General features: G+C 52.4%; 20 protein-coding genes. 15 read left to right on the top strand and 5 right to left on the bottom strand.

Going from position 1 to position 12,593, the window contains the following annotated elements; all coding sequences use genetic code 11:
• Nucleotide 1: 1 nt before the first annotated feature.
• The 15 genes from rplF (at nt 2) to R0140_RS02140 (ending at nt 7,772) form a co-directional block, all read left to right on the top strand.
• Nucleotides 2–535: a 50S ribosomal protein L6 gene (rplF, locus tag R0140_RS02070; protein ID WP_008807049.1), complete on the top strand. Its 534-nt coding sequence runs from the start codon at nt 2–4 to the stop codon at nt 533–535.
• Between the two features lie 9 nt (nt 536–544).
• The gene (gene rplR / locus R0140_RS02075) at nt 545–898 is read left to right on the top strand and encodes a 50S ribosomal protein L18 (protein WP_006817270.1); all 354 of its coding nucleotides are present in this window, start codon (nt 545–547) and stop codon (nt 896–898) included.
• 14 nt (nt 899–912) lie between these two features.
• Entirely contained in the window at nt 913–1,416 is a 504-nt protein-coding gene (gene rpsE / locus R0140_RS02080; RefSeq protein ID WP_000940121.1) for a 30S ribosomal protein S5, read from the top strand.
• A gap of 3 nt (nt 1,417–1,419) precedes the next feature.
• Nucleotides 1,420–1,599, top strand: a complete 180-nt coding sequence (gene rpmD, locus R0140_RS02085) for a 50S ribosomal protein L30 (RefSeq protein ID WP_001140434.1) — start codon at nt 1,420–1,422, stop codon at nt 1,597–1,599.
• A 3-nt stretch (nt 1,600–1,602) separates the two neighbouring features.
• Nucleotides 1,603–2,037, top strand: a complete 435-nt coding sequence (gene rplO / locus R0140_RS02090) for a 50S ribosomal protein L15 (protein WP_002919516.1) — start codon at nt 1,603–1,605, stop codon at nt 2,035–2,037.
• A gap of 7 nt (nt 2,038–2,044) precedes the next feature.
• Nucleotides 2,045–3,376: a preprotein translocase subunit SecY gene (gene secY / locus R0140_RS02095; RefSeq protein ID WP_008807050.1), complete on the top strand. Its 1,332-nt coding sequence runs from the start codon at nt 2,045–2,047 to the stop codon at nt 3,374–3,376.
• Between the two features lie 33 nt (nt 3,377–3,409).
• Nucleotides 3,410–3,526, top strand: coding sequence for a 50S ribosomal protein L36 (gene rpmJ, locus R0140_RS02100; protein WP_000868187.1), 117 nt, complete (start codon nt 3,410–3,412; stop codon nt 3,524–3,526).
• A gap of 146 nt (nt 3,527–3,672) precedes the next feature.
• Nucleotides 3,673–4,029, top strand: a complete 357-nt coding sequence (rpsM, locus tag R0140_RS02105; protein WP_002919259.1) for a 30S ribosomal protein S13 — start codon at nt 3,673–3,675, stop codon at nt 4,027–4,029.
• A gap of 16 nt (nt 4,030–4,045) precedes the next feature.
• Complete coding sequence (gene rpsK / locus R0140_RS02110; RefSeq protein WP_004388621.1) at nt 4,046–4,435, top strand: 30S ribosomal protein S11; 390 nt, start codon at nt 4,046–4,048, stop codon at nt 4,433–4,435.
• Between the two features lie 33 nt (nt 4,436–4,468).
• Nucleotides 4,469–5,089: a 30S ribosomal protein S4 gene (gene rpsD / locus R0140_RS02115; RefSeq protein ID WP_002919224.1), complete on the top strand. Its 621-nt coding sequence runs from the start codon at nt 4,469–4,471 to the stop codon at nt 5,087–5,089.
• Nucleotides 5,090–5,114: 25 nt separating this feature from the next.
• Nucleotides 5,115–6,104, top strand: coding sequence for a DNA-directed RNA polymerase subunit alpha (locus R0140_RS02120; RefSeq protein ID WP_002919219.1), 990 nt, complete (start codon nt 5,115–5,117; stop codon nt 6,102–6,104).
• Nucleotides 6,105–6,144: 40 nt separating this feature from the next.
• The gene (rplQ, locus tag R0140_RS02125) at nt 6,145–6,531 is read left to right on the top strand and encodes a 50S ribosomal protein L17 (protein ID WP_002919206.1); all 387 of its coding nucleotides are present in this window, start codon (nt 6,145–6,147) and stop codon (nt 6,529–6,531) included.
• Nucleotides 6,532–6,639: 108 nt separating this feature from the next.
• The gene (locus tag R0140_RS02130; protein ID WP_008807052.1) at nt 6,640–7,008 is read left to right on the top strand and encodes a DnaJ family domain-containing protein; all 369 of its coding nucleotides are present in this window, start codon (nt 6,640–6,642) and stop codon (nt 7,006–7,008) included.
• A 2-nt stretch (nt 7,009–7,010) separates the two neighbouring features.
• The gene (gene zntR / locus R0140_RS02135) at nt 7,011–7,436 is read left to right on the top strand and encodes a Zn(2+)-responsive transcriptional regulator (protein ID WP_008807053.1); all 426 of its coding nucleotides are present in this window, start codon (nt 7,011–7,013) and stop codon (nt 7,434–7,436) included.
• Nucleotides 7,437–7,493: 57 nt separating this feature from the next.
• Nucleotides 7,494–7,772: an alternative ribosome-rescue factor A gene (locus tag R0140_RS02140; RefSeq protein ID WP_072023787.1), complete on the top strand. Its 279-nt coding sequence runs from the start codon at nt 7,494–7,496 to the stop codon at nt 7,770–7,772.
• Here R0140_RS02140 and mscL read toward each other — a convergent pair.
• The 5 genes from mscL to def all read right to left on the bottom strand — a co-directional run bounded on the left by mscL (nt 7,708) and on the right by def (nt 12,471).
• Nucleotides 7,708–8,121, bottom strand: coding sequence for a large-conductance mechanosensitive channel protein MscL (gene mscL, locus R0140_RS02145; protein ID WP_004145325.1), 414 nt, complete (start codon nt 8,119–8,121; stop codon nt 7,708–7,710). The two genes, R0140_RS02140 and mscL, sit on opposite strands and share 65 nt — an antisense overlap.
• Before the next feature lie 140 nt (nt 8,122–8,261).
• A complete protein-coding gene (gene trkA / locus R0140_RS02150) occupies nt 8,262–9,638 on the bottom strand; it encodes a Trk system potassium transporter TrkA (protein WP_008807055.1) in 1,377 nt (458 codons plus the stop codon).
• Nucleotides 9,639–9,651: 13 nt separating this feature from the next.
• Nucleotides 9,652–10,947 (bottom strand): 16S rRNA (cytosine(967)-C(5))-methyltransferase RsmB, encoded by a 1,296-nt coding sequence (rsmB, locus tag R0140_RS02155; protein ID WP_008807056.1) that lies wholly within the window; start codon nt 10,945–10,947, stop codon nt 9,652–9,654.
• A 52-nt stretch (nt 10,948–10,999) separates the two neighbouring features.
• A complete protein-coding gene (fmt, locus tag R0140_RS02160) occupies nt 11,000–11,947 on the bottom strand; it encodes a methionyl-tRNA formyltransferase (protein WP_022064750.1) in 948 nt (315 codons plus the stop codon).
• A 14-nt stretch (nt 11,948–11,961) separates the two neighbouring features.
• On the bottom strand, nt 11,962–12,471 hold the full coding sequence (def, locus tag R0140_RS02165) for a peptide deformylase (RefSeq protein ID WP_008807058.1): 510 nt from the start codon (nt 12,469–12,471) through the stop codon (nt 11,962–11,964).
• Between the last annotated feature and the right edge of the window lie 122 nt (nt 12,472–12,593).

Raw genomic sequence — 12,593 nt, forward strand, 5'->3', positions numbered from 1 at the left:
AATGTCTCGTGTTGCTAAAGCACCGGTCGTTGTTCCTGCCGGCGTTGATGTTAAAGTCAACGGTCAGGTTATTACGATCAAAGGTAAAAATGGCGAGCTGACTCGTACTCTCAACGATGCTGTTGAAGTTAAACATGCAGATAATGCTCTGACCTTCGGTCCGCGTGATGGTTACGTAGACGGATGGGCTCAGGCTGGTACCGCGCGTGCCCTGCTGAACTCAATGGTTATCGGTGTTACCGAAGGCTTCACTAAAAAGCTTCAGCTGGTTGGTGTAGGCTATCGTGCAGCGGTTAAAGGGGATGTAGTAAACCTGGCTTTAGGTTTCTCTCATCCTGTTGAACATAAGCTGCCGGCCGGTATCACTGCAGAATGTCCGACTCAAACTGAAATCGTGCTGAAAGGCGCTGATAAGCAGGTGATCGGCCAGGTTGCAGCAGATCTGCGCGCCTACCGTCGTCCTGAGCCTTATAAAGGCAAGGGTGTTCGTTACGCCGACGAAGTCGTGCGTACCAAAGAGGCTAAGAAGAAGTAAGGTAACACTATGGATAAGAAATCTGCTCGTATCCGTCGTGCGACCCGCGCACGCCGCAAGCTCCAGGAGCTGGGTGCAACTCGCCTGGTGGTACATCGTACCCCGCGTCATATTTACGCACAGGTAATTGCTCCGAATGGTTCTGAAGTTCTGGTAGCTGCTTCTACTGTAGAAAAAGCTATCTCTGAACAACTGAAGTACACCGGTAACAAAGACGCGGCTGCAGCTGTGGGTAAAGCTGTTGCTGAACGCGCTCTGGAAAAAGGCATCAAAGATGTTTCCTTTGACCGTTCCGGGTTCCAATATCATGGTCGTGTCCAGGCACTGGCAGATGCTGCCCGTGAAGCTGGCCTTCAGTTCTAAGGTAGAGGTGTAAGATGGCTCACATCGAAAAACAAGCTGGCGAACTGCAGGAAAAGCTGATCGCGGTAAACCGCGTATCTAAAACCGTTAAAGGTGGTCGTATTTTCTCCTTCACAGCTCTGACTGTAGTTGGTGATGGTAACGGTCGCGTTGGTTTTGGTTACGGTAAAGCGCGTGAAGTTCCAGCAGCGATCCAGAAAGCGATGGAAAAAGCCCGTCGCAACATGATTAACGTCGCGCTGAACAACGGCACCCTGCAACACCCGGTTAAAGGTGTTCACACGGGTTCTCGTGTATTCATGCAGCCAGCTTCCGAAGGTACCGGTATCATCGCCGGTGGTGCAATGCGCGCCGTTCTGGAAGTTGCTGGGGTTCATAACGTTCTGGCTAAAGCATACGGTTCCACCAACCCGATCAACGTGGTTCGTGCAACTATTGATGGCCTGGAAAATATGAATTCTCCAGAAATGGTCGCTGCCAAGCGTGGTAAATCCGTTGAAGAAATTCTGGGGAAATAAACCATGGCAAAGACTATTAAAATTACTCAAACCCGCAGTGCAATCGGTCGTCTGCCGAAACACAAGGCAACACTGCTTGGCCTGGGTCTGCGTCGTATTGGTCACACCGTAGAGCGCGAGGATACTCCTGCTGTTCGTGGTATGGTCAACGCGGTTTCCTTCATGGTTAAAGTTGAGGAGTAAGAGATGCGTTTAAATACTCTGTCTCCGGCCGAAGGCTCCAAAAAGGCGGGTAAACGCCTGGGTCGTGGTATCGGTTCTGGCCTCGGTAAAACCGGTGGTCGTGGTCACAAAGGTCAGAAGTCTCGTTCTGGCGGTGGCGTACGTCGCGGTTTCGAGGGTGGTCAGATGCCTCTGTACCGTCGTCTGCCGAAATTCGGCTTCACTTCTCGTAAAGCGATGATCACCGCAGAGATCCGTCTCTCCGATCTGGCTCACGTAGAAGGCGATGTAGTAGACCTGAACGCGCTGAAAGCGGCAAACATTATCGGTGTCCAGATCGAGTTCGCGAAAGTGATCCTGTCTGGTGAGGTAACTCGTCCGGTAACTGTTCGTGGCCTGCGTGTGACTAAAGGTGCTCGTGCTGCTATCGAAGCTGCTGGCGGTAAAATTGAGGAATAAGTAGCAGATGGCTAAACAACCGGGATTAGATTTTCAAAGTGCCAAAGGTGGCCTTGGCGAACTGAAACGCAGACTTCTGTTTGTGGTCGGTGCGCTGATAGTGTTCCGTATTGGCTCTTTTATTCCGATCCCTGGTATTGATGCCGCTGTACTTGCCAAACTGCTTGAGCAACAGCGAGGCACCATCATTGAAATGTTCAACATGTTCTCTGGTGGTGCTCTCAGCCGTGCTTCTATCTTTGCACTGGGGATTATGCCGTATATCTCGGCATCTATCATCGTGCAGCTGCTGACGGTGGTTTACCAACCGCTGGCAGAGCTGAAGAAAGAAGGGGAGTCTGGTCGTCGTAAGATCAGCCAGTACACCCGCTACGGTACTCTGGTGCTGGCGATATTCCAGTCGATCGGTATTGCTACCGGTCTGCCGAATATGCCTGGTATGCAGGGCCTGGTGATTAATCCAGGCTTTGCGTTCTATTTCACCGCTGTTGTAAGTCTGGTCACAGGGACTATGTTCCTGATGTGGCTCGGCGAACAGATCACTGAACGCGGTATCGGTAACGGTATCTCGATCCTGATCTTCGCCGGGATCGTTGCGGGACTCCCGCCGGCCATCGCCCATACTATCGAGCAAGCGCGTCAAGGCGACCTGCACTTCCTCCTGTTGCTGTTGGTTGCAGTATTAGTATTTGCAGTGACCTTCTTTGTTGTATTCGTTGAACGTGGTCAACGCCGCATTGTGGTAAACTACGCGAAACGGCAGCAGGGTCGTCGTGTCTATGCTGCACAGAGCACACATTTACCGCTGAAAGTGAATATGGCGGGGGTAATCCCGGCAATCTTCGCTTCCAGTATTATACTGTTCCCGGCAACCATCACGTCATGGTTCGGGGGTGGTACTGGTTGGAACTGGCTGACAACAATTTCGCTGTATTTGCAGCCTGGGCAACCGCTTTATGTGTTACTCTATGCGTCTGCAATCATCTTCTTCTGTTTCTTCTACACGGCGTTGGTTTTCAACCCGCGTGAAACAGCAGATAACCTGAAGAAGTCCGGTGCATTTGTACCAGGAATTCGTCCGGGAGAGCAAACGGCGAAGTATATCGATAAAGTGATGACTCGCCTGACTCTGGTTGGTGCGTTGTATATTACTTTTATCTGCCTGATCCCGGAGTTCATGCGTGACGCGATGAAAGTGCCGTTCTACTTCGGTGGGACATCGCTGCTTATCGTTGTTGTCGTGATTATGGACTTTATGGCTCAAGTGCAAACTCTGATGATGTCCAGTCAGTATGAGTCTGCATTGAAGAAGGCGAACCTGAAAGGCTACGGCCGTTAAAACTGGTCGCCCGAGAAGTTACGGAGAGTAAAAATGAAAGTTCGTGCTTCCGTCAAGAAATTATGCCGTAACTGCAAAATCGTTAAGCGTGATGGCGTCATCCGTGTGATTTGCAGTGCCGAGCCGAAGCATAAACAGCGCCAAGGCTGATTTATTCGCATATTTTTCTTGCAAAGTTGGATTGAGCTGGCTAGATTAGCCAGCCAATCTTTTGTATGTCTGTACGTTTCCATTTGAGTATCCTGAAAACGGGCTTTTCAGCATGGTACGTACATATTAAATAGTAGGAGTGCATAGTGGCCCGTATAGCAGGCATTAACATTCCTGATCACAAACATACCGTAATCGCTTTAACCGCTATTTTCGGTATCGGCAAAACCCGTTCTAAAGCTATTTGCGCTGAAACGGGCATCGCTGAAAATGTTAAGATCAGTGAGCTGTCTGAAGAACAAATTGATATTCTGCGTGAAGCAGTAGGTAAATTTGTCGTTGAAGGTGATCTGCGCCGTGAAATCACCCTGAGCATCAAGCGTCTGATGGACCTTGGTTGCTACCGTGGTTTACGCCATCGTCGTGGTCTTCCGGTTCGCGGTCAGCGTACCAAGACCAACGCACGTACCCGTAAGGGTCCGCGTAAACCGATCAAGAAATAATCGGGGTGATTGAATAATGGCAAAGGCACCAGTTCGTGCACGTAAGCGTGTAAGAAAACAAGTCTCTGATGGCGTGGCTCATATCCATGCTTCTTTTAACAACACCATCGTTACTATCACTGATCGTCAGGGTAACGCACTGGGTTGGGCAACAGCCGGTGGTTCCGGTTTCCGTGGTTCTCGCAAATCCACTCCGTTTGCAGCTCAGGTTGCAGCAGAGCGTTGCGCAGAAGCCGTAAAAGAATACGGCATCAAGAATCTGGAAGTTATGGTCAAAGGTCCGGGTCCGGGTCGCGAATCTACCATTCGTGCACTGAACGCCGCTGGTTTCCGCATCACTAATATTACTGATGTGACTCCGATCCCTCATAACGGTTGTCGTCCGCCGAAAAAACGTCGCGTATAACGCTACGTTTTCCAGGTTAGTTGGAGAAAGAAAATGGCAAGATATTTGGGTCCTAAGCTCAAGCTGAGCCGTCGTGAGGGCACCGACTTATTCCTTAAGTCTGGCGTTCGCGCGATCGATACCAAGTGTAAAATTGAACAAGCTCCTGGCCAGCACGGTGCGCGTAAACCGCGTCTGTCTGACTATGGTGTGCAGTTGCGTGAAAAGCAAAAAGTTCGCCGTATGTACGGTGTGCTGGAGCGTCAGTTCCGTAACTACTATAAAGAAGCAGCACGTCTGAAAGGCAACACCGGTGAAAACCTGTTGGCTCTGCTGGAAGGTCGTCTGGACAACGTTGTATACCGTATGGGCTTCGGCGCCACTCGTGCTGAAGCACGCCAGCTGGTTAGCCACAAAGCGATTATGGTAAACGGTCGTGTTGTTAACATCGCTTCTTATCAGGTTAAAGCGAATGACGTTGTCAGCATTCGTGAGAAAGCGAAAAAGCAATCTCGCGTGAAAGCCGCTCTGGAGCTGGCTGAGCAGCGTGAAAAGCCAACCTGGCTGGAAGTTGATGCTGGCAAGATGGAAGGTACGTTCAAGCGTCAGCCGGAGCGTTCTGATCTGTCTGCGGACATTAACGAACACCTGATCGTCGAGCTTTACTCCAAGTAAAGCTTAGTACCAAAGAGAGGACACAATGCAGGGTTCTGTGACAGAGTTTCTAAAACCGCGCCTGGTCGATATCGAGCAAGTGAGTTCGACGCACGCCAAGGTGACCCTTGAGCCTTTAGAGCGTGGCTTCGGCCATACTCTGGGTAACGCACTGCGCCGTATTCTGCTCTCATCGATGCCGGGTTGCGCGGTGACCGAGGTTGAGATTGATGGTGTACTGCACGAGTACAGCACCAAAGAAGGCGTTCAGGAAGACATCCTTGAAATCCTGCTCAACCTGAAAGGGCTGGCGGTGAGAGTTCAGGGTAAAGATGAAGTCATCCTTACTTTGAATAAATCTGGCATTGGCCCTGTGACTGCAGCCGACATTACCCACGACGGTGATGTCGAAATCGTCAAGCCGCAGCACGTGATTTGCCACCTGACTGATGAGAACGCTGCTATTAGCATGCGTATCAAAGTTCAGCGCGGTCGCGGTTATGTGCCGGCTTCTGCCCGAATTCATTCGGAAGAAGATGAGCGCCCAATCGGCCGTCTGCTGGTCGACGCCTGCTACAGCCCTGTAGAGCGTATTGCCTACAATGTTGAAGCTGCGCGTGTAGAACAGCGTACCGACCTGGACAAGCTGGTCATCGAAATGGAAACCAACGGCACAATCGATCCTGAAGAGGCGATTCGTCGTGCGGCAACCATTCTGGCTGAACAACTGGAAGCTTTTGTTGACTTACGTGATGTACGTCAGCCAGAAGTGAAAGAAGAGAAACCAGAGTTCGATCCGATCCTGCTGCGCCCTGTTGACGATCTGGAATTGACTGTCCGCTCTGCTAACTGCCTCAAGGCAGAAGCTATCCACTATATCGGTGATCTGGTACAGCGTACCGAGGTTGAGTTGCTGAAAACGCCGAACCTGGGTAAAAAATCTCTTACTGAGATTAAAGACGTGCTGGCTTCCCGTGGACTGTCTCTGGGCATGCGCCTGGAAAACTGGCCACCAGCAAGCATTGCTGACGAGTAACCGGATCACAGGTTAAGGTTTTACTGAGAAGGATAAGGTCATGCGCCATCGTAAGAGTGGTCGTCAACTGAACCGCAACAGCAGCCATCGCCAGGCTATGTTCCGTAACATGGCAGGTTCGCTGGTTCGTCATGAAATCATCAAGACGACCCTGCCGAAAGCGAAAGAACTGCGTCGCGTAGTTGAGCCGCTGATTACTCTTGCCAAGACTGATAGCGTTGCTAATCGTCGTCTGGCATTCGCCCGCACTCGTGATAACGAGATCGTGGCAAAACTGTTTAACGAGCTGGGCCCGCGTTTCGCGAGCCGCGCCGGTGGTTACACTCGCATTCTGAAGTGTGGCTTCCGTGCAGGCGACAACGCGCCGATGGCATACATCGAGCTGGTTGATCGTGCTGAGCCGAAAGCAGAAGCTGCTGCAGAGTAATCTGTAGTAACGTAAAAAAACCCGCCCCGGCGGGTTTTTTTATATCTACCGCATCCCCACTTCACTACACTATCTGTACTCTTTTTGTTCATCCCCCGGAGCCGTAGAATGTGGTTACTGGATCAGTGGGCGGAACGCCATATCCTCGATGCCCAAACTAAAGGTGAGTTCGATAACTTACCCGGCAGCGGCGAGCCGCTGACTCTCGATGACGACTCGCATGTGCCGGCGGAGCTGCGGGCAGGTTATCGCCTTCTGAAGAATGCTGGATGCCTTCCCCCGGAGCTGGAGCAGCGAAGAGAAGCGGTGGCACTGGCTGATTTACTGAAGGGCGTCCGCCAGGACGATCCTCGTCATGCTGAACTGAGCAAACGGCTTGCCTTGCTCGAACTGAAGCTTCGTCAGGCTGGTCTGAGTACCGACTTTTTACGCGGTGAGTATGCCGAGGCTTTGCTACAAAGAATGAACCAGGAGTAAATATGTATCGTATTGGTGAGCTGGCTAAGCTGGCTGACGTCACGCCAGATACCATCCGTTATTATGAGAAACAGCAAATGATGGATCATGACGTGCGCACCGAGGGAGGATTTCGTCTTTACTCGGATAACGATCTTCAGCGGCTACGCTTTATTCGCTATGCCCGTCAGCTGGGCTTCACTCTGGAAGCGATCCGCGAATTATTGTCGATCCGTATCGATCCGGAGCACCATACCTGCCAGGAATCGAAAGGGATCGTTCAGGCGCGATTAAGCGAAGTCGAGGCGCGGATCAAAGAGTTGCAGACGATGCGTCGCTCTCTGCAGCGGCTTAATGATGCCTGCTGTGGGACTGCGCACAGTAGTGTTTATTGTTCGATCCTTGAGGCCCTTGAACAAGGCGCCAGCAATGGCGGTACGGGACGTTGATTTTTTCATCGCGCGGATCTACACTCGCGCGGAATTCACACATGCACTGGAGTTTATATGAGTCGCTATCAGCATACTAAAGGGCAAATTAAAGATAACGCCATTGAGGCACTTCTCCACGATCCGTTATTCAGGCAGCGTGTAGAGAAAAACAAGAAAGGGAAAGGAAGCTATCAACGTAAAGATAAACATGCAGGAAGGATTGACCGGGATGCCAGTGGCAAGCAAGCGAATCGCTTTTTTACCACTGGCCTTCTGCTTTCGGTGCTGATTAAGAACGGTTGTTTTGCTCTTTCAGCAGATCGCGAATTTCGCTCAGCAGGACTTCTTCTTTAGAAGGAGCAGGCGGCGCCGCCGGAGCCTCTTCTTTCTTACGATTTAACTTATTCATCAGTTTAATCGCCATGAAGATGGCAAACGCGACGATGATGAAATCGAAAACGTTCTGAATGAATACCCCATAATGCATCACGACAGCCGGGACATCGCCCTGGGCATCACGTAGCGTGACGGCAAACTGTTTAAAATCGATCCCGCCAATCAACAGGCCGAGTGGTGGCATAATAATATCTGCGACCAGCGATGAAACAATTTTACCGAATGCTGCACCGATGATCACACCCACTGCCAAATCGACAACGTTCCCGCGCATCGCGAATTCGCGAAACTCTTTTAAAAAACTCATTTTATTCTCCTTGTGCCAGCTGACGTTGTAAGTTTAACAAATGTATTTTCATTTGCCATTCCCAGTAGATAGTTACCGCAAAATATTAACCTTTGAATAATAAGGGATAATAAAAAGGCGCCTGTTCGGCGCCCTGGGAATTACAGGAAGAAAGGACTTGGCTGGAACAGCCTTTCTACATCGGAAATAAACTTCTTATCGGTCAAAAACATGATCACATGATCGCCCTGCTCGATCCGCAGATTATTATTCGCGATCATTACGTCGTTGCCCCGCACAACGGCGCCGATGATCGTACCTGGCGGCAGCTTGATCTCATCGATCGAACGCCCGACCACCCGGGAGGTGCTCTCATCACCGTGCGCCACGGCCTCAATCGCTTCGGCAACACCGCGGCGAAGGGAGGAGACGCCGACAATATCGGCTTTACGAACATGGCTGAGGAGTGCGGAAATTGTGGCCTGTTGAGGTGATATCGCGATATCAATGACACTGCCCTGGACCAGATCCACGTAGGCTCTGCGCTGGATCAGCACCATCACTTTTTTCGCGCCCATTCGCTTCGCCAGCATCGCCGACATAATGTTTGCTTCATCGTCGTTAGTGACGGCAATAAACAGGTCCACCTGGTCAATATGCTCTTCAGCCAGCAGCTCCTGGTCCGATGCATCACCGTAGAAGACGATTGTATGCTGCAGCTTTTCCGCAAGCTCAGCGGCTCGCTGCTGATTACGTTCGATAAGCTTGACGCTGTAATCTTTTTCCAGCTTATGGGCCAGACCCGCGCCAATATTGCCCCCGCCGACCAGCATAATACGCTTATACGGCTTTTCCAGTCGCTGCAGTTCGCTCATGACCGCGCGAATATGCTGCGAGGCGGCAATAAAGAATACTTCATCGCCGGCTTCCACAATCGTCGAACCCTGCGGGCGAATAGGACGATCGTGGCGGAAAATAGCGGCCACACGCGTATCGATATGCGGCATATGCTCCCGCATGGTGGACAACGCATTCCCTACCAGCGGACCACCGTAATAGGCTTTTACTACGGCGAGGCTGACTTTCCCTTCGGCGAAGTTCACGACCTGCAGCGCGCCGGGATATTCGATCAGCCGGTGAATATTGTCGATGACCAGCTGTTCCGGAGCGATTAAGTGATCGATAGGCACCGCTTCAGAATTGAAGAGCTTATCCGCATCACGAACGTAATCTGGCGCACGAATACGCGCAATACGGTTTGGGGTATTGAATAATGAGTAGGCGACCTGACAGGCCACCATATTGGTTTCATCCGAACTGGTGACCGCTACCAGCATATCGGCATCATCGGCCCCCGCCTCGCGCAGTACGCGAGGGTGAGAGCCATGTCCCTGGACGACACGCAGGTCGAACTTATCCTGCAGGCTGCGCAGACGGTCGCCATTGGTATCAACCAGCGTAATATCATTGTTCTCGCCGACAAGGTTTTCCGCCAGCGTGCCGCCGACCTGGCCGGCGCCCAGAATAATAATCTTCATCTGCAGTGACCCATTAATTCCGACGTTTGATTAGCTTAGCGTAAAAGAAGCCATCACCTTCTTCCGGGCCCGGCAGATTTTGCTGCCCGGGGCTCGCCGGCGTACCGGTTGCATGAAGTTCAGCATCCGGGGTTCGTGCGAGGAAGGCGGAAATTTGCTGACTATTCTCTTCCGGCAGAATAGAACAGGTAGCGTAAACCAGCGTACCGCCTGGTTTCAGGTGCTCCCAGGTGGCATTCAGGATCTCGGCCTGCAGCTGGGCTAACTCGGCGATATCCCGATCCCGGCGCAGCCATTTGATATCCGGATGGCGGCGAATGACGCCGGTGGCGGAGCAGGGGGCATCCAGCAGAATACGATCGAACTGTTCGTTGCCACACCACTGCTCAGGGAAGCGACCATCGCCCTGTTTGACTTCGGCTTTCATGCCCAGCCGTTTCAGGTTGTCATAGACGCGTGACAGACGCTGTTCATCAATATCCACCGCCATGACCTGAGCCTGCGGGGCAACCTCCAGAATATGCGTCGTCTTGCCGCCCGGTGCGGCGCAAAGATCGAGAATGCGTTCGCCATTTTCCGGCAGCAGGTAGCGCATACAGCCCTGGGCCGAGGCATCCTGGACGGTGACCCAGCCTTCGGCAAAACCTGGCAACGCATGGACTGGGGCAGGGGTGGCCAGACGCACGGCGTCGGGATAGTCAGGGTGGGTGAAGCCCTCTAAGCCGGCCTCTTTAAGCAGAGCAAGCCATTCATCCCGGGAATGATGGTTGCGATTAACGCGCAGCCACATCGGCGGGCGCTGGTTGTTCGCATCGACGATCTCCTGCCACTGCTGCGGCCAGGCCTGCTGCAGGCGTTTCAGCAGCCATTTGGGATGAAGATAGCGGTTTTCATGCTCAGCAAATTCGACTAATAACGCTTCCTGCTGGCGCTGGAACTGGCGTAGCACGCCGTTGATCAGCCCTTTAAGCTGCGGGCGTTTAATGGCCACCGCGCCTTCTACCGTTTCCGCCAGTGCGGCATGCGGAGGAATACGGGTATAGAGCAACTGATAAAGCCCAACCATGATCAGAAAATGCACGGTGCGCTGTTTGCCGGTCATCGGACGCGCCATCAGCTTGTTGATAAGCCACTCAAGCTGACTGAGCGTACGCAATACGCCAAAGCACAGCTCCTGCAACAGCGCTTTGTCTTTATCGCTGACTTTCTGCTGCAGAGGGGGCAGAACGTTGCTCAAAGACTGACCTTGTTCTACCACTTGCTCGATAGCCTGGGCGGCCAGACTGCGTAAGTTTATTTTGTTTTTCATAAGCGCAAAAATAAAAATGCCCGGCTAACCCGGGCTTTTAAAGAGACAACCGTCAGGCGAGACGGGTACCAGGGATGAACCACTCCCGGCGGGAATTGAGTAAGTCCTGCGAGCTCATCGCTTTTTTACCCGCTGGCTGTAGTGATTCCAGACTGAGGATCCCATCACCCGTGGCGACCTGAATACCCTGTTTGGTTGCTGCCACTATTGTTCCCGGCTCGGCGTGCGTGGCTTCGGCAATAACCGATGCCCGCCAGACTTTGACTGGCTGCCCGTCAATCTCCAGCCAGCTCATTGGCCAAGGATTAAACGCCCGGATGCAACGTTCCAGCTGTGCAGCGGAAAGCGACCAGTCGATGCGGGCCTCTTCTTTACTCAGCTTCTCGGCATAACTGACGAGTGACTCGTCCTGGACTTCAGGCTGTGCCGTTCCGTTTGCCAGTTGCGCTAAGGTTGTCAGCAGTCCCTGTGGGCCGAGATCGGCCAGCTTATCGTACAGGCTGCCGCTGGTATCCTCAGCGGTAATGGGGCAGGAAAGCTTATACAGCATGTCACCCGTATCAAGGCCGACGTCCATCTGCATGATGGTCACGCCGGTTTCACTATCGCCCGCCCACAGCGAACGCTGGATCGGCGCGGCGCCACGCCAGCGCGGCAGCAGGGAGCCATGAACGTTGATGCAGCCCAGTCGCGGCATTTCAAGCACCGCTTTTGGCAGGATCAGACCATACGCCACCACCACCATGATATCGGCGCCCAAATCGGCGACGAGCTGTTGGTTCTCCTGCGGACGAAGAGACGATGGCTGGAATACGGGGACATCATGGGCTTCAGCCAGCACTTTTACCGGGCTCGGCATCAATTTTTTGCCGCGTCCCGCGGGACGGTCTGGCTGAGTAAACACGCCAACGATCTGATGTTCAGACGACAACAACGCGTCAAGATGACGCGCTGCAAAATCGGGGGTGCCGGCGAAAATGATACGTAGTGAATGTGACACGGTATTCCTTGTTATCAGGCACGGGAACGTAAACGATCCAGTTTCTCAACCTTCTGACGAATGCGCTGTTGTTTGAGCGGTGACAGATAGTCAATAAACAGTTTGCCAACCAGGTGATCCATTTCATGCTGGATACAGATCGCCAGCAGGCCATCGGCCTCCAGCTCAAACGGCTTACCGTCGCGATCCAGCGCACGGATCTTCACTTTTTCCGCACGGGGTACCAGAGCACGCTGTTCCGGAATGGACAAGCAGCCTTCTTCAATACCGGTTTCGCCGTCTTTTTCCAGCAGCTCCGGGTTGATTAACACCAGCCGCTCTTCACGATTTTCCGACACATCGATCACGATGATGCGCTGATGGATATCGACCTGGGTTGCGGCCAGACCGATGCCTTCCTCGGCGTACATGGTGTCGAACATATCATCGACGATACGCTGAATTTCCGCATTCACTTCTTTGACCGGCTCGGCGACTTTGCGAAGGCGCTCGTCCGGAATATGTAACACTTGCAAAACTGCCATAAAGTTCCAGAGTCGTATTCAGGAGTTGATAAGATTATTAGCTCTATTCTAGACAAAACCCCCTGCAATTGACAGTCTCACTGTCCAATCGCAAAGATTGTCAATGCCGCTTATGGCAGGGG

The organism is Klebsiella sp. w6, assembly GCF_033100215.1.
GTDB lineage: Bacteria > Pseudomonadota > Gammaproteobacteria > Enterobacterales > Enterobacteriaceae > Klebsiella > Klebsiella variicola.